Below are 23239 nucleotides of genomic sequence, written 5' to 3' on the forward strand. Positions count from 1 at the left end.
ACCGGGAGTTGCCGACCGACGCCGAGGGCAGGCCCGGAACGCGAGCACCGCGAGGTGCTGGCACGGGGGACGTGTGGACTTGTTCGCGGCCGGTCGAGCTCCCCATTCGACGGCGGAACCCGCCCGGAACCCCACGAGGAACTCGCCGTTCTGAACGTAGGTCTCGCGATCCTCAGCGCAGAACTCGCCGTGTGGAGGGCGAGGCTCGCCCCGTAACACCCTGCCGGTCAAGAAGGGGCGGGGTGCATCGAAGCCTCGAGGCTCATCCCGCCGTGCCGGAGCCCGGAGCGGGGCCGGGCCCGGAGCGGCAGTCCTAGCCGCCGAGGACGCCCCGCTCGAACGCCGCCGCGACCGCCGCGGCCCGGTCGTTGACGCCCAGCTTCGCGTAGATGTGCAGCAGGTGGGTCTTCACCGTGGCCTCGCTGATGAACAGCTGCCGCGCGGCATCCCGGTTCGTCGCGCCGCGCGCCACGAGCCGCAACACCTCGACCTCCCGCTGGCTCAGCGGCTCCCGCGCCGGCTCCCGCATCCGACCCATGAGCCGGCTGGCCACGGCCGGTGAGAGCACCGACTCCCCGCGGGCCGCCGCCCGCACCGCGCGGAACAGCTCGTCGCGCGGCGCGTCCTTCAGCAGGTAGCCGGTGGCGCCGGCCTCGATGGCGGGCAGCACGTCGGAGTCGGTGTCGTAGGTGGTCAGCACCAGCACCCTGGCCGGGTTGCCCCGCTCGGCGAGCGCGCGGATGGCGGTGAGCCCGTCCGTGCCGGGCATCCGCAGGTCGATCAGCACCACGTCGGGCCGCAAACGCTGGGTGAGCGCCACCGCCTCCGCGCCGTCGGCGGCCTCGCCCACCACCTCGAACCCGCGCTCGCCGGTGAAGACGCCGCGCAGGCCGTCTCGCACGATCGGGTGGTCGTCGGCGACGATCAGCCGGATGGTCACGCCGGCTCCCCGGCGCTGATGGCCGGCACGCTGGCCGACACGGCGGTGCCGGCGCCCGGCTCGGACTCGACGTGCAGGGTCCCGGCCAGCCGCCGTACCCGGTGCCGCATCCCGGCCAGCCCGAACCCGCCGTGCTCGGTGCGTGCCGGTACCTCGGGTCCGAACCCGACCCCGTCGTCCCGCACGTCCAACGTCACCTGGTCCTCCATGTAGGACAGTGTCAGCCCCACCCTGCTGGCTTGGGCGTGCTTGGCCACGTTCGCCAGCGCCTCCTGGGTGACCCGCAACAGGGTCGCCTCGATCTCCGGGTGCAGCGGCCGTGCCGTGCCGGTGGTGGTGAACTCCGCCGGCACCCCGGACATCGTCGACCACCGCCGCGCCACGTCGGCCAGCGCGTCGGGCAGCTCGGCGGTGTCCAGCACCTCGGGGCCGAGCGCACGGACCGAGCGCCGCGCGTCGGTGAGGTTCTCCCTGGCCAGTGCGGTGGCCTGGGCCAGGTGCCGGTCCAGCTCGGCCGGGTCGTGCCGGGCCTGGGCTGCGGCCTCGAGCTGGGTGATGATCCCGGTGAAGCCCTGGGCGAGCGTGTCGTGGATCTCCCGGCTCAGCCGCTGCCGCTCGGCGAGCACGCCGGCCTCCCTGGCCTGGACGAGCAGCTGACCGTGCAGCCCGGCGTTCTCCTCCAGCGCGGACTCCAGCTCGGCCACCGCCTTGCGGCGGGCCTCGTTCTGCTCGGCGATCTTGTCCGAGAGCACCGCGCCGCCGCCGATCGCCAACGTCTGCACGGCGACGATGGTGAGCCAGAGGAACGGTTCCTCGGTCAGCGCGCGCACCGGCCCGCCCTGCGGGATCGTGTGGATCAGCGTCGAACACACCGCGAGCGCGGCGAACACCACCGGCAGTGGCCGCAGCCGCAGCGCCACGAAGAACCCGGCGATCAGGAACACCAGGAACAGCGGGTCGCGCAGCATGAGCACCGTCGCGAACACCACCAGGCCGGCGAAGGACACAGGGGCCCGCCACCGAGTGGTCCGCCACCACGCCGGCGGCACCGTGTCGGTGAGCAGCACCCACGCGCCGGCGAGCGTGGCCAGCGCCAGGGTGCCCGCGGGATCGGCCGGCGGGTGCTCCTCGGGGATCAACGCGATCGCCGTCGCCACGACCAGCAGCACGGGTGGCAGGGCCCGCTCGACGTAGCCGAACCACGGCTGCAACGCCTCCTCGGGGGTGACGCTCGGGGGCGGGCCGGCGCGGGTGTGCTCGGTCACCTGGCCAGTATCGCGGGGGCCGGGGGTCAGATCGAGAACCGGCGGAATCTCGGCCACAGCGTCTCCCAGGGTTCCGTCCGCCCGGTGGCCAGCCACAACCCGGTGCCCGGCCGCATCGCGCCCGTGCCCGCGGGCAGCTCGCCGACTCGGCGCACCTCGGTGAAGTGCGCCCGGAGGACGCTCGGGTCCGTGCCGAGGTACAGCACGGTGTCGGCGGTCTCCGGCGGGCGGCCCAGCGTCCAGTAGCCGCGGTGCCCGCTGTACGGCTCGGGCAGCCCGTGCTCGGGACCGTACCGCGCCACCGCGGCCGCCTCCCAGTAGAACTCCGTCACCACCACCGCGTGCCGCCGCCGCGGCTCGGGGATCCGGTGGTAGGCGCCCGCGATCGCGGCCACGGTGTCCGGCCAGCCGAGCTCGGCGAACGCGAACGCCGGCCCCGGGATCTCCGGCCGCACGGTGACCCAGCTCGTCGGGTACACCGGCAGGCTCAACGGGACCGCCACCACCGCGCTGACCACGTACACCGGCCAGGTCGGCACCCAGCGCCACCAGCGCGCCGGCCGGACCCGCTCGACGCCGACCGCCGCGGCCGCCCAGCACACCGGGAACATCCCGGCCAGGTAGTAGGGCCGGCCGGGTATGGCGAGGAAGACCGCGGCCAGCCCGAGCGTGGTCCAGCCCAGGAACCGGTGGGGCCGCAGCTCCGCCGACCGCAGCAGCCGGACTACGCCGTAGATCAGCAGCACCACCCCCGGTAGGAGGCCCGCGCCCAGCAGCGCGCCGGGCAGGAAGAGCGCTCGACCACCCCAGCCGACGGTGACCTCCTCGGCGATGGCGGCGTTCATGTCCAACTGCGGCCACCCGTTGCGGGCCTGCCACACCACGGTCGGCGCGACCGCCGCGGCGGCGATCAGCGCGCCCACCCACAGCATCGGCCGGCGGAGCAGTTCCCGCGGTCCGACCGCGAGCAGGCAGACCCCGGCCACCAGCCAGAACCCGAGGAGCAGGAACTTCACGTTGAGGGTGAGCCCGGTGACCACCCCGGCCCACACCAGCAGCCCGTCGGCCCTGGTCCGCACCCAGCGGACCAGCAGCAGCGTCACCACCGCCCAGCCGAACGGGTCCAGTGTGGACGTCGCGAGATAGTGGCCGGTGCCGAGGAGGAACGGGCAGATCGCGGACGTCGCGGCGACCAGCACCTGGGCCTTCCGCCCGCCGCCCAGCTCGCGGGCGAGCAACGCCGCCACCACGACGCCGGTGGCGGTGACCAGGGTCGCCGGCAGCCGCAACACGACCAGCGATCCCGGCGCGAGCGTGTCCATCAGCCGCGCGAGCAGGGGGAGCAGCGGCGGCTGGTCGGCATATCCCCAGTCCAGGTGCCGCCCCGCCGCGAGGAAGTACAGCTCGTCGCCGAAGTAGCCGTGGCGACCGCTGGTGGCCAGCAGCAGCAACCCCACGGCGGCGGCCAGCGCGAGCACCGGGCCGCGGGCGAGCGCGGGGACGGTGCTCCGCCCAAGGGTGGGCTGGACGGCCGACACACTCACCGTGGCCCCCAGCGGAAGAAGCGGACGGCGACCACCAGGCACACCGCGGCGGCCACCGCCAGCGCGACCAGCTGCACGGCGCGCGGCGTGGCGCCGACCCAGCTCTCCCGGAGCGCGTTCAGGGCAGCGCCGAGGGGCAGCACGTCGGCCACGTCCCGCAGGACCGCCGGCAGGTGCTCCTTCGGCACCCACACCCCGCCCAGCGCGAGCATCGGGAACAACGCGGCCGAGCCGATGCCACTGGCGGCACGCCCGGACGGGGCGACGGCGGCGACGACCAGCCCGACGGAGAACAGGGCGAGCGCGCCGAGCAACGCCGCGACCGCGAAGCCGCCGGGGTTGGCGGGCAGCTCCATGCCCAGTGCGAGGTGACCCACCGCCACGATCAGCACGACGACCACCACGGCGGCGACGAGGTGGACCACCAGCTGCGCGATCAGCAGCCGGCGCGGTGGCACCGGGCTGGCGGCCAGCCGGAGCAGGATCCCCTTCTCCCGGTAGGTGCCGAGGTAGGCCGGGAAGATCGTCAACGCCACCATCGCGAGCACGAGCGTGACGCACAGTGGTGCGATGAAGGCCGCCAACGGCTGGTGCCCGCCGAAGTCGTCGCTCGGCGCGGTGGCACCCGGAATCAGGCTCAGCACCAGCAGCAGCCCGATCGGGACGGCGACGACCGTGAGCCAGCTCGCCGGGTCGCGGAGGTACAGCTTCGACTCGACGGCGGTGAGCTTTCCCAGTGCGGTCATGATGTTTCCCCCTTCGTGGAGATCAGTCGAGTGCGCGCCCGGTGAGCGCGACGAACGCGTCGTCGAGGTCGGCCCGCTGCACGCGGAGCTCCTCGGCGACGATCTGCCGGCTGGCCAGCGCGGCGGTCACGGCGTGCAGGACGTTGCCGCGGCCGGAGACCACCAGGTGTCCGCCGTGCCGCTCGACGGCCCGCACCTCGGGAAGATCGGTGAGGAACTCGTCCGCCACGGGTGCGGACGGGCGGAAGGTGACGCGTTGCCCGTCGTCGACCGCCGCGACCAGCCCGGCGGGCGTGTCGAGCGCGATCACCCTGCCCGCGTCGATCACCGCCAGCCGGTCGCACAGGCGTTCCGCCTCCGCCATGAAGTGGGTGACCAGCAGGATCGTGACGCCCTGGTCGCGGATCTGCTCGACGAGGTCCCACGTCTCCCGCCGGGAGGCGGGGTCGAGACCGGCCGTGAGCTCGTCGAGCACCGCGACCTCCGGGTCGCCGATGAGTGCCAACGCGATGGACAGCCGCTGCTTCTGACCGCCGGAGAGCGTGCGGTAGTGGGTGTCCCGCTGCTCAACGAGGCCGAGCCTGTCGAGCAGCCGCTCCGGATCGGCGGGACGCCGGTAGAAGGAGGCGTAGAGGTCCAGCGCCTCCCACACCCGCAGCTTGTCCGGCATCTCGCTCGCCTGCGACTGAATGCCGAGCCGCTGGCGCAACTCGGCCGTGTCGCGCCACGGGTCGAGACCGAGTACCGACACCCTGCCGCGGTCCGGCACCCGGAGGCCCTCCACACACTCGACGGTCGTGGTCTTCCCGGCGCCGTTGGATCCCAGGATCCCGAAGATCTCGCCGCGCTCGACGGCGAACGACACCTCGTCCACCGCGACCTTCTCGCCGTAGGTCTTGCGCAGCCCTTCCACCTCGATGACCGGCACGTCCATCCCCCTTCGCTCGGTTGCCGGAGTCGAGCATGGGGGAGCGCGCTGGCCGTGGGATCGCCCGCGCGGTTACGCAGGGCATCCGCCGGGCGGTGAACCGGATCAACCGATCGGTGGATTGCGCGCCCGGTCGGGGTGGGCTCGGCGCCGGCGCCAGGTCAGGGTCACGCCCAGGGTCGCCAGCCACGCGTCCAGGTCGTAGCCGTGCCGGGCCAGCCCTTCCACGGTGGCGCACGCGATGTCCAGCGCTTCCGCACCGGTCTCCGGGTCGAGCAGGCCGGCGGCGACCGCGGCGAGCAACTCGTCGCCGTCGAGCACCCGCAGTCCGCGGCGCTGGCGCAGCGCGATGTCGAGGTACAGGTCGGTCGACCGCCACCGGCCATCGGTCCGGTCCACCCGCACGACGTCGAGGTAGAAGTCCTGGTCGCGCTCGTGCCCCGGGGTGAACCAGAAGTCGGTGACCCGCAGCCCCAGGCCGGGCAGCAGCCAGGACTCCAGGTAGTGGAACTGCGCCCGCCCTGGCGCGGGCCTGGCCAGGTAGAGCCCGAACGCTTCCGCGCGGAACTCCTCGACCGCCCGCGCGACGCCCTTGGGATCGACGTTCACCCCGGCGGCGAGGTCGAACGTCTCGGTCTTCGGCGGGTGCGGCTCGGTGCCCGGCATGCCCGCCATCCTGCCGGGTCGACAGATCGAACGGCGATGTCGCACCACTATGGTGATCACCGTGCTGGAGGATTCCGAGGTCGCCGAGCACGTCGCGCGGGTCGCGGCCACGCTGGGCGGCCGGGCCGAGGAGCTGACCAGCGACCTCGTCGCCCTCTACGAGCGGGAGCTGGGCCACCTGGTGCACGACACCGAGGACATGGTGAGCCTGCTGTCCGCGAGCGTGTACCAGAACATCGACACCGCGCTGCGGATCTTCCAGCACGGGATCGACCCGACCCGGGTGGAGGCGCCCGCGGCGGCGATGGAGTACGCGCGCCGGCTGGCCCAGCGGGGCACGCCGGTGATCGACCTGATCCGGGCCTACTACCTCGGGCAGACCGCGGTGCTCGACGAGGCCATGGCCGAGGCCGCCCGCCAGGTCGACGACACCCAGCTGCTCAGCGCGATGATGCGCGGCGCGCTGACCACGACGTTCGCGTTCATCGACCGGGTCACCCAGCAGGTGGTGTCGGCCTACCAGGAGGAACGCGACCGGTGGCTGCTCAACCGCAGCGCCGTCCGGGCGGCCAGGGTGCGCGCGCTGCTCGACGGCGGCGGGACCGACCTCGACGCCACCTCCGCCGGACTGGGCTACCGGCTGCGCGGCACCCACGTCGGGGTGATCGCCTGGTACCCGGACGGCTCGGCCGTGGGCGACGCGCTCACCCGGCTGGAGGCGCTGACCGGTGAGCTCGGCGCCCGGCTGGGCGGGGACGGCCGCCCGTTGTTCGTGCCGCACGACGAGCTGTGCGCGTGGGTGTGGCTGCCGCTCCCCGGCCCGGCGCCGGACCGGGAGTGGCTGCGACGGGCGCTGGCCGAGGTCGAGTCCGCCGACTCCGCCGACGGCGCGGTGCGGCTCGCGGTGGGCGAGCCGGGCCACGACCTCGCCGGGTTCCGCCGGACCCACCGGCAGGCGCAGCGGGTGCACGCGCTGGCGCAGGCCGCGGGGGAGCGGTGCGCCAGGGTGCTCACGTTCGCCGAGGTCGGCGGGATCGCGCTGATGGCCTCGGACATCACCGCGGCCAGTGCGTGGGTGCGGGACACCCTCGGCCCACTGGCCACCGACGACGAGCAGCACGAGCGGCTGCGCGAGACGCTACGGGTCTTCCTGGCCGGCGGCGGCAGCTACACCGCGGCGGCCAGCCGGCTGACGATGCACAAGAACTCCGTCCAGTACCGGGTGCGCAAGGCGGAGGAGCTGCTGGGCCGGCCGGTCGCGGAGCGCCGGCTCGACGTGGAGCTGGCGCTCACCCTGTGCCACCGGCTCGGCCCGGCCGTGCTGCACCGGAGGTAGCCGCCGGTTCGGTCCATGGGACCAGTCTGGTGGGAGTTTGTTGGTCGGTCGACACGAAGTGTGATTGACCGCGAGCCAATAAGCTCCCGCTATGGGGTCCGCAATGGGTAATCCGGGTGAACTGGTCGCGATGGTGCGGCTACGGCGGGGAGTGGTCGGCGAGAGCCGGCGAGTGTGTCACGTCGTACCCGTCCCCGATCCGTGGCAGGCGCGGGGACTGCCGGAACGGCTGACGGCGCTGTGCGGTGAGCACATCGTGGTCGAGCAGGCCGAGCTGCTGCCGGGGCTGGCCGGCATGCCGTGCGAGCCCTGTCTGCTGCGATCGGCGCCGCGGCAGACCCTGCCCAAGGGCGCCTGACCACGCCGAGATCGACGCTCCGGGCAGCGAGACCTACGTTCGGGGCCGCGAGTCCTGCGTTCGGAACGGCGAGTTCGGCACGGCCGTGAGTGATGCGCGTGTGGCTCCTGTGACCATGCGTGGCGGCCGTGCCGCGCCGGCAGGCGACGCCGGCCATGCCCGGCGCGAACTGTCGGTGGTCCCGCCTACCCTGGACCTCGTGGCTTTCGCAACCGAACACCCCGTGCTCGCGCACTCCGAGTTCCGGCCCGTGTCCGACGTCGTGCGGACCGACGGCCGGTTCCGCGTCGTCAGCGACTACCGGCCCGCCGGCGACCAGCCCGCGGCGATCGACGGGCTCGAGCGTCGGATCAAGGCGGGGGAGAAGGACGTCGTGCTGCTGGGCGCGACCGGTACCGGGAAGTCGGCCACCACGGCGTGGCTGATCGAGCGGGTGCAGCGGCCCACGCTGGTGATGGCGCCGAACAAGACGCTGGCCGCGCAACTGGCCAACGAGCTGCGTGAGTTCTTCCCGCACAACGCGGTGGAGTACTTCGTCAGCTACTACGACTACTACCAGCCGGAAGCCTACGTCCCGCAGACCGACACCTACATCGAGAAGGACTCGTCGATCAACGACGACGTGGAGCGGCTGCGGCACTCGGCCACGATGAACTTGCTGTCCCGGCGGGACGTGATCGTGGTGGCCAGCGTGTCCTGCATCTACGGCCTGGGCACGCCACAGTCCTACCTCGACCGGTCGTCCAAGCTCACCGTCGGGCAGGAGGTCGAGCGGGACGTGTTCCTGCGCGCGCTGGTCGACGTGCAGTACACCCGCAACGATCTGGCCTTCGCCCGCGGCACCTTCCGGGTGCGCGGGGACACCGTGGAGATCATCCCGGCCTACGAGGAGCTGGCGATCCGGGTCGAGTTCTTCGGCGACGAGATCGACAAGCTGTACTACCTGCACCCGCTGACCGGGGAGATCGTCCGCGATGTCGACGAGGTGCGGATCTTCCCGGCCACCCACTACGTCGCCGGCCCGGAGCGGATGGAGAAGGCCATCCGATCGATCGAGGCCGAGCTGGCGGAGCGGCTGGAGGAGCTGGAGCGGCAGGGCAGGCTGCTGGAGGCGCAGCGGCTGCGGATGCGCACCACCTACGACATCGAGATGATGCGCCAGGTCGGCTTCTGCTCCGGGATCGAGAACTACTCGCGGCACATCGACGACCGGCCGGCGGGGTCGGCGCCGGCGACGTTGATCGACTACTTCCCCGAGGACTTCCTGCTGGTGATCGACGAGTCGCACGTCACCGTGCCGCAGATCGGCGGGATGTACGAGGGTGACGCCTCGCGCAAGCGCACGCTGGTCGAGCACGGATTCCGGCTGCCGAGCGCGCTGGACAACCGGCCGTTGACCTGGGAGGAGTTCACCGACCGAATCGGGCAGACGGTGTACCTTTCCGCCACGCCGGGCCCGTACGAGCTGGGGCAGACCGGCGGCGAGTTCGTCGAGCAGGTCATCCGGCCCACCGGGCTGGTCGACCCCGAGGTGGTCGTCAAGCCGACCGAGGGGCAGATCGACGACCTGGTGCACGAGATCCGGGTCAGGGCCGAGCGGGACGAGCGGGTGCTGGTGACCACGCTGACCAAGAAGATGGCCGAGGACCTCACCGACTACCTGCTCGAGCTGGGCATCCGGGTGCGTTACCTGCACTCCGAAGTGGACACGCTGCGCCGAGTGGAGCTGTTGCGGCAGTTGCGATCCGGCGACTTCGACGTGCTGGTCGGGATCAACCTGCTGCGCGAGGGGCTGGACCTGCCCGAGGTGTCGCTGGTGTCCATTCTGGACGCCGACAAGGAGGGATTCCTGCGCAGCGGCACCTCGCTGATCCAGACGATCGGGCGGGCCGCGCGGAACGTGTCCGGGCAGGTGCACATGTACGCCGACACGATCACCGACTCGATGCGGTACGCGATCGACGAGACCAACCGGCGGCGCGCCAAGCAGATCGCGTACAACACCGAGCGCGGCCTCGATCCGCAACCGCTGCGGAAGAAGATCGCCGACATCCTCGATCGGGTGTACACCGAGGCGGAGGACTCGGAGGAGGTCGCCGTCGGCGGGTCGGGCCGCAACGCGTCGCGGGGGAAGAAGCCCGAGCAGGGCGACCGGGTGCGCAGCTCCGGCATGCTGGTGGACAAGGACCCGTCGACGATGCCGAGGGCCGAGCTGGCCGACCTCATCCAGCAGATGACCGACCAGATGATGCAGGCGGCGCGCGACCTGCAGTTCGAGCTGGCCGCGCGGCTGCGGGACGAGATCGCCGAGCTCAAGCGGGAGCTCCGCGGCATGGACGCCGCCGGCGTCAAGTAGCGAGCCCTCCGCGCCCACGTGTCCGCGGTCCGTGCGCACGTGTCCGCGCCCGGTGTACGGGTCTCCGCGTCCGGCGGCGCCAACACCCGTTCATGGACCGCGGACACAGCCGCGCGACGTGGCGGCGGCGCCGCGCGCGAGTGTTCTCGGCGGAAATTGGCTGGACCCCGGCAGGGGTCTGACCGAAGCTGGGATGGTGGTCGAACACCTGATCGTCGCGGGAGACCTGTTGCTCCGGCCGTGGGTCTCCGGTGACCGCGACGCCGTACTGGGCGCTTTCGCCGACCCCGAGATGGGGCGGCAGAGCAGCGAGCCGGTGGACACCGCGGCGGCGGCCGCCGCGTGGATCGCCGCGCGGCAGCGGCACTGGGCGGTCGACCGCGCCTACTCGTGGGCGGTCACCGACACCGAGGGCGCGGTGCTGGGCAGCGTCGAGGTGAGTGCGGTGGACCGCCGGCACGACACCGGGTGGGTGTCGTACTGGACGGTCGCCCCGGCGCGTGGTCGCGGCGTGGCGAGCACCGCCTGCCGGGTGGTGAGCGACTGGGCGTTGCGCGACCTCGGCCTGTTCCGCCTGGAGTTGGGCCACCGGCTGAACAACCCGGCGTCGTGCCGGGTGGCCACGCACGCCGGGTTCCGCCCGGAAGGAATCCAGCGCGACAAGCTCCGTTACGGCGACCGCCGTTACGACGTGGAGATCCACGCCCGCCTGGCCACCGATCCCGATCCCGGCCCCACCGTCACCAACGCCGCCCGGCGGAGCCGCTGAGCCGGCGAGCTCCTGTCGGAGCAGCCGAGCACGGGCGGATGGCAACGCGAAGAAGCAACAGCCACACCGGCAGACGCAGCGACAACACCGACGCGGGCGGCAAATACACGGACGGAGAGGGCAACCACGCCGACGGGAACGGCAAACACAACGACGGGGCGGTAAAGCCACTGACGGGGATGGCAAACACGCCAACGAGGACAGCGTGTGCCCCAATGAGACGTGAGCGGCAAACAATGTGACGGGGCGCCGAACACGAGCGAACACCGTGACGCGGGCGGCGAACACGGTGACGGGAGCGGGCGAACACGCTGGCGCGGGTAGCCGCGGGCAGCGTGCCACAGACGTCCCGGCTCTCCTTACCTCTCCCTACCTCACGGTTCCCTGCGCGACCGCCCCAACCCGAGCCCCTCACCCAGCCACCGACGACACCGAACCATCCACTCGATCCTGTACCGGGAAGTCCCAACCTCGCCAAGGCGACCACCGAGTCCGGGCCGGATGGGTGATTCCGTGGCGACCACCAACGCAGGACGACCCGTGGGTAGGAATCACCCATCCGGAATGGTCTTTGGACCCAACCACCTACGGACCACCCGCGACGCCGCCCCGAAAGCAGCGACGCCCCCGGAGCAAGAGCCCCGGGGTAAGGCCAGAGCTCCGAGGAGGAGGATCGAGCCGAGGAACCCGCTCAGCCGGTGGGGCTCAGCTGGTCGACGGCCCAGCCGGTGACGGTCAGCCTGGTGGTCGGGTCAGCTGGTGATGTCCTTCGTGGCGAACCGGCGCGCCGCGAGCAACCCGAACGCCGACGCGTAGATCACGGCCGACAGCACCCCGTTGGCGATGTTCGTCCAGTCCACATCGGTCGCGATGAGGTCCATCCACGCGAACGCGAAGTGCGTCGGGAGGAAGTCGCGCAGCCCGCCGAGCGCGGTGATCTGGTCGAGGATCTGCGACAGGATCGACACCAGCACCGCGCCGCCCACCGCGCCGAGCGGCGCGTCGGTGGACACGCTCAGCAGCAACGCCAGCCCGGCGACCCAGGCGAGGTGCACGACGATGTAGGCCACCGCGAGTGCCATCGCGACGATGCTGTCCCCGAACGGCACCGCGTCGCCGGTGGGGCTCACCGCGTCGCCCGCTCCGTACCAGACGACGCCGACGCCGAGCGCCACCAGCGGCAGCAACGTCAGCGCCGCCGCGGACAGCAGTGCCGACGCGACCGCCTTCTGCCGCAGCAGGCGTTGCCGGGGCACCGGGATCGCGAGCAGATACTTGAGGCTTGACCACGACGCCTCGCTGGCGATCGTGTCGCCGAAGAACAGCGCCACGATCATCGGCAGCAGGAACGTCCCGGACACGAACAGCGCCAGCACCACGAAGTTCGGCGCGCTGGCGGTGGCCAGGTCGATGAACCCGCCCGACCGGCGCGGGTTGTCCTCCCCGAGCTCGAAGGCCAGCGCCAGGATGAACGGCAGCAGCGCGACGAAGCCCAGCACGAACTGGGTCCGCCGCCGGCGCAGCTGCCGGCGCAGCTCGACACCGAGCCGCAACGTGCGGCTCGCCCGGTAGCTGGCGACCGCTCCGTCCGGGCCCACCTCGGTGGGCTCGTGCCGGGCCGCGTCAGTGAGCTCGCGCAGCGCGGCCGGGTCGGTGTGCACACCGGTGTCCACCATCCGGTCCGAGGACTCACTCACCCGATCCACCCTCTCCGACCAGCTGCAGGAACGCGTCTTCCAACCGGCGTCGCGGCCCGGCCTGCTCCACCGACACGCCGGCCCGCACCAGCGCGGCCACCGCCGCCGACCGGGGCAGCCCGTCGAGGTCGGCGTGCACGAGCGTGCCGTCGACGTCCACCTCGGACACCCCGCCGACCGCGCGCAGCGCCTCCGCCGCCGCCTCCGGCCGATCGACCCGGAACGTGGCCTCGCCGCCGGCGCCGACGATGTCGCCGACCTCGCCCGCCGCCACCAGCGCGCCCCGGTGCATCACCACCACGTGCGTCGAGGTCTGCTCCACCTCGGCGAGCAGGTGGCTGGACACCAGCACGGTCCGCCCGGTCGCGGCGTAGCGGCGCAGCACCTCGCGCATCTGGTGGATCTGCGGCGGGTCCAGCCCGTTGGTGGGCTCGTCGAGCACGAGCAGCTCCGGCAGCCCGAGCATCGCCTGCGCGATGGCCAGCCGCTGGCGCATACCCTGGCTGTAGGTGCGGACCTTGCGGTGCACCGCGTCGCCGAGCCCGGCGATCTCCAGCGCCTCGGCGATGTGCGCCTTCTCCGCCGGCCGGCCGGTAGCCGCCCAGTACAGCCGCAGGTTCGCCGCGCCGGACAGGTGCGGCAGGAACCCGGCGCCCTCCACGAAGGAGCCGATCCGGGACAGTACCGGCGCGCCGGGCGCGACCTTGTGCCCGAACACGCGGATCTCACCGGAGCTCGGCGTGATCAACCCCATCAGCATCCGCAGGGTGGTGGTCTTGCCGGCACCGTTCGGGCCGAGCAGGCCGAGTACCTGCCCGGGCTCCACCCGGAACGACAGGTCCTTCACCGCGGTCAGCCCGCCGGGGTAGGACTTGGTCAGGCTCTCGATCACCAGCGGAACGTCGGCGAGGCCCGGGTCCACCTCGTGCGCCCGCCGTCGGCGCAGCGCGGCCACCCCGGTCACCAGCGCCACCGCGGCCAGCACGCCGGCGACGCCCAGCAGCTGGGGGAGCGGCCAGCCGCTGCTCGCCGGCGTGCCCGGCACCACCGGCACGGCCAGCCCGGCATCCCCGGCCAGGGACACCGAGTAGGTGGCCGCCTCGGGCGGGGTGGCGTAGCTCTGGTCGGTGGTGCCGACGACGAGCTGCAGCGCGTGCCCCGTCTCGACCGGCCGCACGATCCCCGGGAGGGTGACGGTCACCTCCACGGGGGTGCCGTCGGTGGGCAGCGACGGGATCCGGAACGCCGCCACCGCGCTGCCCGGCAGCGTCCGCGTGCCGTCGGGGTTGACGTCGTAGAGCTTGGCGAACAGCACCGCGCCCGACGGCGGCACCGGTCCCTCCGCCGCGACCCGCAGCCGGACCCGCGGCGCGCCGGTGACCAGCAGCTGCGTGTCCATCGGAGTGGACGTGAACCGCGCCGACTGGCCCGGCGGGTCGAAGCCGAACAACCCCGCCAGCCGGTTCGACGAGGTGACCAGCCGGTTGAGCCCGGGGATGCCGCTGACCGCGGCCGGGCTCCCGCCCGGCGGGTGCACGATGAGCTGCTGCTCACCGCCGAGCGCCACCGTGCGGAAGTCGGTGGTCCCGCCGTGCAGGCCGGGGTAGCCTGCCGCGTCGACCGCCCGCACCGACGGCGTGCCGTTGGCCCGCAGCGAGCCCTGTACCTCGTAGCGGAACGACGTGCCGGGGTGCTCGGCCTCGCCGGTGAGCCGGTGGGCCAGCCAGTCGGCGATGCGGCCGCGCAGCTGCGGTCCCGGGGAGCCGCCGTCGTGCCCGCCGACGTACCAGACGACGTCGACCTCGCCGCCCGCCGCGCTGACCTGCCGCGCGGTCGCGTCGGCCTGGTCCAGGCCGAACAGCGTGTCGTTCTCGCCCTGGACCAGCAGCGTCGGCACGGTGATGTCGCCGGTGACCGACGCGGGGGAGACCCGGCGCAGCAGGTCGCGGGTCCGCTCGTCGGCGACGCCGTCGGTGGCCACGTCGGCGTAGGCCCGGCACACCTCCGCCGTGAAGCGGCCACAGGGGTCGGCCGCGGAGCGGGGTCGGGCCGGCGCCGCGCCCCCGCTCCGCCCGGACCGGCCTGGCTCGGCGCCGCCCTCCACCGAACCGCCCGACGCGGAGCCATCGGACGCCGAGCCATCCGACGCCGAGCCGTCCGGCGCCGCCGAGCCGGGTTGCCCGGCACCGCCCTGGTCGGTGCCGAGATCCTGGTCGTCCGGTTCGACCCCCGGTTCGAGCGCCTCGCCGCCCGGCCCTCCGGCCGGTGCGCCGGACCCCGCGGAGAAGAAGATGCCCGCCCACGACCGCTTGAACACCCCGCCCGGCGCGAACGCGCCGGCCGCCGGCGTGTCGGCGGCGACCTCGCCGGTGGTGGCCGCGTTCGGGATCAGTGCCTCGCCGAGGTCGTTGTAGGTGATCGCCGGGGCGATCGCGTCCACCCGGCGGTCGGTGCCGGCCAGCAGCAGGGCCAGCGCGCCTCCGTAGGACGCGCCGGTGACCGCCACCCGGGGGTCGCCGGCGCCGTCGAGCAGTACCTCCGGGCGGGAGGAGAGGTGGTCCAGCAGCCGGCTGGCGTCGGCCACCTCGTGGTCGGGGTCGTTCAGCGCGATCCGCCCGCCGCTGCGGCCGAACCCGCGCGCGGAGTAGGCCAGCACCACCATCCCGCGCTCGGCGAGCTCGCGGGCCTGCCCGGCGACGCTGTTCTTGTCCCCGCCGAACCCGTGCGGCAGCAGCACGGCGGGCGCGGGTGAGCGCTGCGGGACGTACAGCGTCGTGTCGATGGCGATCCGTTCGGCCGATCCCGGCGCGGCGGGCACCTCGAGGATCGCTTCCTCGGTGCGCACCGGCGGTGGGTCGGTCTCGGGGACGAGCCAGACGAGGCCGCCACCGGCGAGCAGGACGGCCACGGCGAGGACGGCGACGAGTCGGCCGCGACGGGCGCGCGGGGAGGGTGCGGGGAAGGGCACGGAGGTGACCGTATTCGGCGTTTCCTGAGAGATCGCTGTGGGTACCCGCTCGAGGACCGGCGGAAAGCGACTGTGACGGACGTTACCCTGGTAATTGCGGTGACCAAGGCAACCTTGGCTGGCGCCGACGCTCGGCAACCGAGAAGATACTCGAGCGACGTGGAGGGGAGTATTCCTTCGCGGTGGTGTCGTCAACACGGCTGCCGGGGCCTGAGGGGTCGCCGGCACCCGGCACCGCCGACCGGCTCGGCCGGTGGAAGAGACCTCCGGTAGTGGTTCCCCAACCCCGCTAACCGGAGGTTCTCTCGATGACCGTGCCCTTCTGGCTGTGGCTCGCGACGATCGGTGGGTTGCTCGCCCTGATCGCGGTCGACCTGGTGATCGTCGATCGGAAGCCGCACCAGGTCACCACGGGTGAGGCCGCCAGGTGGGTCTCCTTCTACGTCACCTGTGCGGTGCTCTTCGGCATCGGGGTGTGGTTCTTCGGCGGGCACGACTCCGGAGTGGAGTTCTTCACCGGCTACATCACCGAGTACTCGCTGAGCGTGGACAACCTGTTCATCTTCATGGTGATCATCGCCTCGTTCCGGGTGCCCGCCATCCACCAGCACCGGGTCCTGCTCATCGGCATCCTGCTGGCGCTGGCGATGCGCGGCGTGTTCATCGCCGTGGGCGCCGCGCTGATCGCCACGTTCGTCTGGGTGTTCTTCCTCTTCGGCGCGATTTTGGTGTGGACGGCCGTGAGCATGGTGCGCAACACCGGCGCGCACGAGGAGTACCACGAGAACGTCGTCGTCCGCTGGGTGCGCAAGGTCTTCCCGGTCACCGACGACTACATCGGCCACAAGTCGTTCGTGAAGAAGGACGGCAAGCGCTGGATCACCCCGATGTTCGTGGTGATCGTGGCGATCGGCAGCGCCGACCTGCTCTTCGCGGTGGACTCCATCCCAGCGATCTTCGGCATCACCCAGGACGCCTACCTGGTCTTCACGGCGAACGCCTTCGCGCTGATGGGCCTGCGGCAGTTGTACTTCCTGCTCGGCGGCCTGGTCACCCGGCTGGTGTACCTGTCCTACGGGCTGGCGATCATCCTCGGGTTCATCGGCGCCAAGCTGTTCCTGCACGCGCTGCACGAGTACCACGTGACGCCGGCCTGGATGGAGATCAACAACTGGATGTCGCTCGGCGTGATCGTCGTCGTCCTGACCGTGACCACGCTCGCCAGCCTGTACAAGTCCCGCAAGGACCCCGGCGCCAGCGGGGTGAACCTCGAGCTGCACGCGTCGTCGCCGGAGGAGCGCGTGGAGGTCGAGCGGAGCGAAACCGACCGGGCCGAGGCCGGGCAGCCGCACGACGTGAGGTAGTTAGACCGGCTAAAGATCGGGTACGGTCGCGCTCGTGCGATCCTCCGATCTCGATCTCCTCGCGACTCCCGGCCTGCCCGCGCTGCGCGGCGACCTCCTCCTCGTCGGGGTCACCCGGCCCGACCTGGCCACCGACACCTGCCGGGGCGGGCTGCACCGGGTGTCCCCGGACGGCGGGACATCCCACTGGACCCACGGCCCGCGGGACAGCGCGCCGGCGATCTCACCGGACGGCCGCTGGGTGGCGTTCCTCCGTGCCGGCGACGGCACCGGCGCGGAGGCCAAGCCCCAGCTGCACGTGATGCCGGCCGGCGGTGGCGAGCCGGTCCGGCTCACCGCGCTGCCGCTCGGGGTGGACGCGCCGGTGTGGGCCGCGGACTCCACCCGGCTCGCGTTCACCGCGCGGGTACCCGAGCCGGGCCGCTACGGCACGCCTCTCGAAGATGAGGACGAGGCACTGGAGCCGGCGGCGGAGGCTCCGCGGAGGATCACTCGGCTCGACTACCGGGTGGACGACCTGGGCTTCCGGCTCGACCGGCCGAAGCGGCTGTTCGTGCTCGACGTGCCCGCCGCCCTGCGCGCGGCCGAGACCGGTGAGCGCACCGACCCGGCGCCACTGACCGACGACCGCACCGACGTGCACGACCCGGCGTGGACGCGGGACGGGCGGCACGTCGTGGTGGTCGCCGAGCGGGACTGGGGGCGGGTGGAGACCCTGCACAGCGACCTCTACGCCGTGCCGGCCGAGGGCGGCGACCCGGTGCTCGCGGTGCGCACCGCCGGCACGGCGGCCATGCCCGCCGTCGACGCCGACGGCACCGTCTGGTTCTTTGGCGCGGAGTTCCCCGGCGTCGACATGGCCGGCCGCAACACCAGCCTCTGGGCGGCCGAGCTGCGGCTCGACGGTGCGCCGGCCGAGCCGCGCCGGTTGACCGAGGTGGAGTCGGTGGACTGCGCCCCTTCGGCGGGGCCGCCGGCGCGCCGGGGTGACGAGGTGCTCGTCGTGGTGCGTCACCGTGGCGCCGAGGAGCTGCGTGCCGTGCCGTGCACCGCGCGGGAGGCCGCGCTGGACACCCTGCCGCTGCTGGCCGGAGAGCGCGGGGTGGTGCGCGGCTTCGCCGTCGACGGCGCCGCGGTCGCCGCGGTGGTCGCGACCGCCGACAGCACCGGCGACGTCGTGTTGCTCGACGGGCAGACCCGTACCGTGCCCCGCGTGCTGACCGACTTCTCCGCGCCGCTGCGGTCCGCCGGGCTGCGGCCGCTGGAGGAGCTGACCACCGAGTCGGCCGACGGCTACCCCGTGCACGGCTGGGTGGTCGTGCCGGAGGGCGAGGGGCCGCACCCGGTGGTACTGGCCGTGCACGGCGGCCCGTTCGCGCACTACACCTGGGCCGTGTTCGACGAGGCGCAGGTCTACGCCTCAGCCGGGTACGCGGTGGTGCTGACCAACCCGCGCGGGTCGGCCGGCTACGGCCAGGAGCACGGGCGGTCGATCGTGCGCCGGCTCGGCACGGTGGACGCCGGCGACGTCCTGGCCATGTTGGACGCCGCGCTGGCCCGCCCCGACCTCGACCCGGCCAGGGTCGGGGTGATGGGCGGCTCCTACGGCGGGTTCATGACCGGCTGGCTGGCCGCGCACCACGGCGAGCGGTTCCGCGCGGCGTGGAGCGAGCGAGCGGTCAACGCCTGGGACTCCTTCACCGGCAGCTCGGACATCGGCTGGGAGTTCACCGATTCCTATGTCGGCACCGACCCCGAGGAGCAGCGCCGGCGCAGTCCGCTGACCTATGCGGACCGGATCGGCATCCCGTTCGCCGTCGTGCACTCCGAGCAGGACTGGCGTTGCCCGCTGGAGCAGGCGCAGCGGATGTTCGTGGCGCTGCGGCTGCGCGGAGCCCCGGCCGAGCTGCTGCTGTTCCCCGGCGAGGGGCACGAGTTGAGCCGCTCGGGCCGGCCGCGGCACCGCCGGCAGCGGTTCGACGCCGTGCTGGAGTGGTGGGACCGCCACCTCGGCGGCACTAGTTCAGCATGACGTAGTTGAGCTCCTCGCAGACCCGGGCGAGCGGAACGTCCAGCCCGGGGTGGTCGAGCGGGAGCAGCACGTCCGGCTCCCGTGGCAGGGCCGACCCGGCCGGCGGGTCCCACAGGCAGATCGCCGGGTCGCCGCCGTCCATCGAGGAGCGGTACCACAGGCCGTCGAGGTCGCCGAACGCGGCGCGGATCGCCCGCGCCCACGCCTGGGTGATCTTCTTCGGCCCGCTGGAGATCTCCTGCGAGGCGCCCACCCTGGTCGGCCACAGCCCGGACAGGTCCAGCAGCCGCAGCGTGCGCCGCGGCCGGACGACGACCAGTCGGGGCCCCCGGGTCTTGCGGTCCACGGTCGACGTCGTCTGGAACACCTCGGCCACGCTGGTGCGCACGGACAGCCCGAAGTAGAGCACGCCGTTGGCACGGTCGGTGACCGGCGCGCCGCGGCGGGGTTGCTGCGGGTCGAACCGACCGTGCGGCAGCGGACCCGTGTAGCGGAACGTGTTCCACTGCTGCGGGTGGTTGCCGTGCGCGGTGAAGATGCGCACCAGCCTGGTCGCCGGGTGAACCGCGACGATGTCCTCTGTCCGGCGCAGCTCGTTGACCAGGACGGCACGCGCTGGCGGCAGAGGCAGCCTTGCCATGTGAAGCGGTTACCTGTCCTTCGGTGAGATCGTGTTCGGCCGATGCCAGCCTAGAAGGGTGTGCCGAGTGTGGCTGCGAGCTGCGCCACACGCTCGGGGTCCCCTCCGGCCAGCAGCCACTGCCGTGGGGTGGCGGGCCGGTCGTTGATCTCCAGGTCGGACTGGGGGGTGTTCATGAACGCGGCGACCACCAGCGCCGGTTGGTCGTCCGGGACGGCCCGCAGCACGACGTCCAGGCCGGGCAGCACGCCGCTGCCGGTGAACTGCCAGTTCGGCAACCGCCAGCCGCCCTGGTCCTTCCAGCCGGTGAGCCTGCGGTCCTTGAGCCGGTGGCGGATACGGCTGTCGTCCACGCCGAGGCGGGCGGCGGCCTCGCCGACGGTCAGCGAGGACTCGGCGAGCACGGTGTCCGTGGCGACGGCCCTGGCCCGGTAGTCCGGCTCGTCGTCGCGGTGCGCCGACAGGTCCAGCCCGACCTGGGTCAACGCGGCCCGCTGATCCGCGGAGAAGAAGTGCGACGGGTCGGGGTTCGGCGGTGCCAGCTTGCGCGCCGCGTCCTCGACCATGGTGAGGAACTCGGTGGCGTCCACTTTCAGCCCTACCTTCGCCAGGATGTTCTCCAACGCGATCGTCATGTGCATAGGGTATCCCGTGTGTGCGGGTTCGTGCGCTTCCTACCCCAATTGTGCGCCGATTCACCAGGAGTCGGTACAGACCGCACACGAAGCAACACGAGATGTATACGACCGAGGGACAGTGTGCCCGGCACGGGTGGTGATGTCCAGGGTCGATCGTCACTGCCGGGCGGTGCGATCATGTCGGTGACCAGCACGGCCGGAAGGGGGATCGATGCTGCTCAGCCGTGACATCCTGGAGCACATCGCCGCGGGCAGGGTCACCGTGGCCTTCCGCCGGTGGCGCCGGCCCACGGTGCGGTCGGGCGGGACGCTGCGTACCGCGGTGGGCGTGCTGCGGATCGACGCCGTGGACCCGGTGCGGCCCGAGGACATCACCGACGCCGACGCTCGCAGCGCGGGCTACCCCGATGCCGACGCGGTGCGCGCCGACCTCGCCACTCGCCCCGACGGGCAGGTCTACCGGATCGCGCTGGCCCTCGCCGGCCCGGACCCGAGGGAGGAGTTGCGGGAGCGGGTCGCCGAGGGAGTGGAGCTGGACCGGCTGCGGGCCGCCCTCGACCGGTTGGACCGGGCCAGCCGGCACGGGCCGTGGACCCGGGAGCTGCTGCGGCTGGTCGCCGACCACCCGGGCGAGCGGGCGGCCGACCTCGCGGCGCGCCGCGGCCGGCCGGTGGCGGAGGTCAAGGCCGACGTGCGGAAGCTGAAGAACCTGGGGCTCACCGAGAGCCTCCCGGTCGGCTATAGATTGTCCCCACGGGGCCGCGCTTTCCGCGTCTCCCCCGCCTGACCGCCAGACCATGCGCGGCCGTGACCGTGGCCCGTGCCGTTCGATGCCAGGAGTGACCACCATGAGACCGAGCACCCGCGGCCGGCTGGCCGCGGCGGTCCTCGCCGGCCTGCTCGTGTTGCCCGGTTGCGCCGCGCCTCGGGACGCGGCGCCCAGCCCCGTGGGCGAGGGCGCCGTGCCGCCCCGGTGCGGCCCGGACGGCAGCTACACGATCGGGATGAGCCAGGCGAACCTTGCCGAGTCCTTCTACCGGCGGCAGGACGAGGACGTGCGGGCGGCCGCCGCGGAGGTGCCGCAGCTCACCGTGCGGTTCGCCGACGCGGTCGAGGACAACTCGCGGCAGGTGGCGCAGATCGAGGAGTTCCTGCGCCAGCCGGTCGACCTGTTGATCGTCAGCCCGAACGAGCCGACCCCGCTCACCGGCATCGTGAAGAAGGCCTTCGACCAGGGCGTTCCGGTGATCGTTTTGGGCCGGGACGTCAAGCGCGACGACTACACCGCGCTGGTCGCCCCCGACGATATCGCCATCGGCAGGGAGGCCGGCCACTTCCTCGCCGGCGCGCTGCCGGACGGGGGCCCGGTGGCCGAGTTGCGCGGGCTGCCCGGCTCGGCGGCGGCCCGCGACCGGGCCGCCGGGCTGGCGGAGGCGCTGGCCGGCACCTCGACGCGGCTGGTCGCCGCCCGCGACGCCGACTGGCTGCGGGACGAGGCGCGGAGGATGACCGCGGAGATCCTCGGCGAGCACCCGGACCTGCGGGGGCTGTTCGCCCACAACGTCGAGATGGCCGAGGGCGCGCACCAGGCGGCCGTGGCCGCCGGCCGGGCCGATCTGCCGATCGTGGCGGTCACCGGGCTGACGGGCGAGTCCGATGGCGTGGCCGCCGTCGCCGAAGGCCGGTTCGCCGCGCTGGTGTACCACAGCACCGGCGGCAGGGAGGCGGTCGAGACGTCCCGGCGGCTGCTGGTCGACTGCCAGCCGGTCCCCAAGCGGCAGCCGCTACCCCTGCGGCTGGTCACCCCCGCCAACGTCACCGACTTCATCCGCTGACCCCACGTGTCCGCGTGCTGTGTACGTGTCTCCACGTCGTGCGGCGCGGACACGTGTGCGTGGCGCGCGGACACGTGTGCGTGGCGCGCGGACACGGATGTCGGTGTCGTGGCGGGCACGCGCCGTCAGGGGGTGCGGCGCGAGCTGGCGCGGGTGATCAGCGTGGCGGCGAGGACCCGGGTGCTCGGCCGGCGGGTGCCGTCGGCGATCCGCGCCAGCAGCATCCGCGCGGCCTCCGTGCCGATCTCGTAGGCGGGCTGGGTGACCACGCTCAGCGGCGGGTCCATCAGCGTTGCCCACGGCACGTCGTCGAACGCCACCACGCCCACGTCCCGGCCCGGTCGCAGCCCGCGCTCGGCCAGCGCCTCCAGCGCGCCGATCGCCGTGGGGTTGTTGGCGACCAGCAGCGCGTCCGGTGGCTCGGGCAGCGCCAGCAGGTCACCCGCCGCCGCCCGCGCCCCGCTCGGAAGGTGGTACTCCACCCGGCGCACCCACCGGCCGGTCCGGGGTAGCCCGGCGGCGCGCAGCGCGTCCTGGTACCCGGCGAGCCGGTCGTCGGCGGTGCGCACCCCCTCCGGTCCGGTCACGCAGCCCACCCTGCGGTAGCCACCGGCCAGCAGGTGCGCCGTGGCCTCCTGCGCGGCGGCCCTGGTGTCCACCAGCACCTGGTCGGCGGACCGCCCCGTGAGCGGCCGGTCGACCGCCACCACCGGGGTGCCGCGCTGGGTGAGCACGTCCACGCTGGTGGCCGGACCGGTGGGGGAGATGATCACCCCGGCCACCCGCTCCTGCAGTGCCACGTCGAGGTAGCGCCGCTCCTTGTCCGGGTTCTCGTCGGAGTTGCACAGCACCACCGAGTACCCGGCGTCCTGGGCGACGTCCTCGACGCCACGGGCGATCGCGGTGAAGAACGGGTTGGCCACGTCGGAGATGACCAGTGCGAGCACGGCCGTCTCCTGCCGGCGGAGGTTGCGGGCCAGCCCGTTGGGGTGGTAGCCGAGCTCCTCGGCGGCCGCGAGCACCCTGGCCACCAGCTGCGGGTCCACTGTGGACTTCCCGTTCAGCGCCCTGGACACCGTCGCGGTGGAGACACCGGCCCTCGCGGCCACGTCGCTGATGGTCGCCACGCGCCCACCCCTCCTCGTATCCGTTCTCGT

The 23239-nt window shown here is 73.0% G+C and carries 19 protein-coding genes; 8 read left to right on the top strand and 11 right to left on the bottom strand.

Annotation, left to right across the window (positions count from 1 at the left end):
• Positions 1-313: 313 nt before the first annotated feature.
• From BM051_RS25970 to BM051_RS25995, 6 genes are all read right to left on the bottom strand, one after another.
• Positions 314-940 (bottom strand): response regulator, encoded by a 627-nt coding sequence (locus tag BM051_RS25970; protein WP_092535903.1) that lies wholly within the window; start codon positions 938-940, stop codon positions 314-316.
• Positions 937-2205 carry a sensor histidine kinase gene (locus BM051_RS25975; protein WP_092535906.1) on the bottom strand — a complete coding sequence of 423 codons (1269 nt, stop codon included), beginning with the start codon at positions 2203-2205 and terminating at the stop codon, positions 937-939. The genes BM051_RS25970 and BM051_RS25975 overlap by 4 nt, the downstream gene beginning before the upstream one ends.
• Before the next feature lie 26 nt (positions 2206-2231).
• Positions 2232-3749, bottom strand: coding sequence for a glycosyltransferase family 39 protein (locus BM051_RS25980; protein WP_424923260.1), 1518 nt, complete (start codon positions 3747-3749; stop codon positions 2232-2234).
• Complete coding sequence (locus BM051_RS25985; RefSeq protein WP_092535909.1) at positions 3746-4495, bottom strand: ABC transporter permease; 750 nt, start codon at positions 4493-4495, stop codon at positions 3746-3748. Before BM051_RS25985 ends, BM051_RS25980 begins: the two co-directional genes overlap by 4 nt.
• A 22-nt stretch (positions 4496-4517) precedes the next feature.
• Positions 4518-5429, bottom strand: a complete 912-nt coding sequence (locus BM051_RS25990; RefSeq protein ID WP_244894517.1) for an ABC transporter ATP-binding protein — start codon at positions 5427-5429, stop codon at positions 4518-4520.
• A gap of 99 nt (positions 5430-5528) precedes the next feature.
• Positions 5529-6089, bottom strand: a complete 561-nt coding sequence (locus BM051_RS25995) for a ribonuclease FAU-1 family protein (RefSeq protein WP_092535912.1) — start codon at positions 6087-6089, stop codon at positions 5529-5531.
• Between the two features lie 61 nt (positions 6090-6150).
• Between BM051_RS25995 and BM051_RS26000 the strand changes: the two genes are divergently transcribed.
• The 4 genes from BM051_RS26000 (at position 6151) to BM051_RS26015 (ending at position 10908) form a co-directional block, all read left to right on the top strand.
• Positions 6151-7425 carry a PucR family transcriptional regulator gene (locus tag BM051_RS26000; protein WP_092536093.1) on the top strand — a complete coding sequence of 425 codons (1275 nt, stop codon included), beginning with the start codon at positions 6151-6153 and terminating at the stop codon, positions 7423-7425.
• 91 nt (positions 7426-7516) lie between these two features.
• The gene (locus tag BM051_RS26005; RefSeq protein ID WP_177217007.1) at positions 7517-7783 is read left to right on the top strand and encodes a hypothetical protein; all 267 of its coding nucleotides are present in this window, start codon (positions 7517-7519) and stop codon (positions 7781-7783) included.
• A gap of 199 nt (positions 7784-7982) precedes the next feature.
• Positions 7983-10139 carry an excinuclease ABC subunit UvrB gene (gene uvrB, locus BM051_RS26010; RefSeq protein WP_092536099.1) on the top strand — a complete coding sequence of 719 codons (2157 nt, stop codon included), beginning with the start codon at positions 7983-7985 and terminating at the stop codon, positions 10137-10139.
• Between the two features lie 196 nt (positions 10140-10335).
• Positions 10336-10908: a GNAT family N-acetyltransferase gene (locus BM051_RS26015; protein ID WP_208325883.1), complete on the top strand. Its 573-nt coding sequence runs from the start codon at positions 10336-10338 to the stop codon at positions 10906-10908.
• A 752-nt stretch (positions 10909-11660) separates the two neighbouring features.
• On the opposite strand, the gene BM051_RS26020 is transcribed toward BM051_RS26015, so the two are convergent.
• Both BM051_RS26020 and BM051_RS26025 read right to left on the bottom strand, forming a co-directional pair.
• On the bottom strand, positions 11661-12584 hold the full coding sequence (locus BM051_RS26020; RefSeq protein WP_092536102.1) for an ABC transporter permease: 924 nt from the start codon (positions 12582-12584) through the stop codon (positions 11661-11663).
• A gap of 13 nt (positions 12585-12597) precedes the next feature.
• Positions 12598-15573 (bottom strand): alpha/beta fold hydrolase, encoded by a 2976-nt coding sequence (locus tag BM051_RS26025; RefSeq protein ID WP_134046028.1) that lies wholly within the window; start codon positions 15571-15573, stop codon positions 12598-12600.
• A 308-nt stretch (positions 15574-15881) separates the two neighbouring features.
• On the opposite strand from BM051_RS26025, the gene BM051_RS26030 reads away from it, so the two are divergent.
• Positions 15882-16937 carry a TerC family protein gene (locus tag BM051_RS26030; protein ID WP_092535921.1) on the top strand — a complete coding sequence of 352 codons (1056 nt, stop codon included), beginning with the start codon at positions 15882-15884 and terminating at the stop codon, positions 16935-16937.
• Between the two features lie 34 nt (positions 16938-16971).
• Positions 16972-18969, top strand: a complete 1998-nt coding sequence (locus BM051_RS26035) for a S9 family peptidase (RefSeq protein ID WP_092535924.1) — start codon at positions 16972-16974, stop codon at positions 18967-18969.
• On the opposite strand, the gene BM051_RS26040 is transcribed toward BM051_RS26035, so the two are convergent.
• Both BM051_RS26040 and BM051_RS26045 read right to left on the bottom strand, forming a co-directional pair.
• Positions 18956-19609, bottom strand: a complete 654-nt coding sequence (locus tag BM051_RS26040) for an RES family NAD+ phosphorylase (RefSeq protein ID WP_092535927.1) — start codon at positions 19607-19609, stop codon at positions 18956-18958. The genes BM051_RS26035 and BM051_RS26040 overlap by 14 nt on opposite strands.
• Before the next feature lie 50 nt (positions 19610-19659).
• On the bottom strand, positions 19660-20244 hold the full coding sequence (locus BM051_RS26045) for a MerR family transcriptional regulator (RefSeq protein ID WP_092536105.1): 585 nt from the start codon (positions 20242-20244) through the stop codon (positions 19660-19662).
• Between the two features lie 214 nt (positions 20245-20458).
• On the opposite strand from BM051_RS26045, the gene BM051_RS26050 reads away from it, so the two are divergent.
• Both BM051_RS26050 and BM051_RS26055 read left to right on the top strand, forming a co-directional pair.
• Complete coding sequence (locus BM051_RS26050; RefSeq protein ID WP_092535930.1) at positions 20459-21034, top strand: ASCH domain-containing protein; 576 nt, start codon at positions 20459-20461, stop codon at positions 21032-21034.
• Positions 21035-21095: 61 nt separating this feature from the next.
• Positions 21096-22082 (top strand): substrate-binding domain-containing protein, encoded by a 987-nt coding sequence (locus BM051_RS26055; RefSeq protein WP_166677641.1) that lies wholly within the window; start codon positions 21096-21098, stop codon positions 22080-22082.
• Between the two features lie 125 nt (positions 22083-22207).
• Here the strand turns inward: BM051_RS26055 and BM051_RS26060 are convergent, their stop codons facing one another.
• On the bottom strand, positions 22208-23209 hold the full coding sequence (locus BM051_RS26060) for a LacI family DNA-binding transcriptional regulator (RefSeq protein ID WP_092535936.1): 1002 nt from the start codon (positions 23207-23209) through the stop codon (positions 22208-22210).
• Between the last annotated feature and the right edge of the window lie 30 nt (positions 23210-23239).

It is taken from the genome of Amycolatopsis arida, from assembly GCF_900115565.1.
Classification (GTDB): Bacteria; Actinomycetota; Actinomycetes; order Mycobacteriales; family Pseudonocardiaceae; genus Yuhushiella; species Yuhushiella arida.

Coding starts and splice junctions, on each gene's coding strand:
- BM051_RS25985 (WP_092535909.1), bottom strand. CDS start 4,495: ATGACCGCACTGGGAAAGCTCACCGCCGTCGAGTCGAAGCTGTACCTC.
- BM051_RS25990 (WP_244894517.1), bottom strand. CDS start 5,429: ATGGACGTGCCGGTCATCGAGGTGGAAGGGCTGCGCAAGACCTACGGC.
- BM051_RS25995 (WP_092535912.1), bottom strand. CDS start 6,089: ATGCCGGGCACCGAGCCGCACCCGCCGAAGACCGAGACGTTCGACCTC.
- BM051_RS26005 (WP_177217007.1), top strand. CDS start 7,517: ATGGGGTCCGCAATGGGTAATCCGGGTGAACTGGTCGCGATGGTGCGG.
- BM051_RS26020 (WP_092536102.1), bottom strand. CDS start 12,584: ATGGTGGACACCGGTGTGCACACCGACCCGGCCGCGCTGCGCGAGCTC.
- BM051_RS26030 (WP_092535921.1), top strand. CDS start 15,882: ATGACCGTGCCCTTCTGGCTGTGGCTCGCGACGATCGGTGGGTTGCTC.
- BM051_RS26040 (WP_092535927.1), bottom strand. CDS start 19,609: ATGGCAAGGCTGCCTCTGCCGCCAGCGCGTGCCGTCCTGGTCAACGAG.
- BM051_RS26045 (WP_092536105.1), bottom strand. CDS start 20,244: ATGACGATCGCGTTGGAGAACATCCTGGCGAAGGTAGGGCTGAAAGTG.
- BM051_RS26050 (WP_092535930.1), top strand. CDS start 20,459: ATGCTGCTCAGCCGTGACATCCTGGAGCACATCGCCGCGGGCAGGGTC.
- BM051_RS26055 (WP_166677641.1), top strand. CDS start 21,096: ATGAGACCGAGCACCCGCGGCCGGCTGGCCGCGGCGGTCCTCGCCGGC.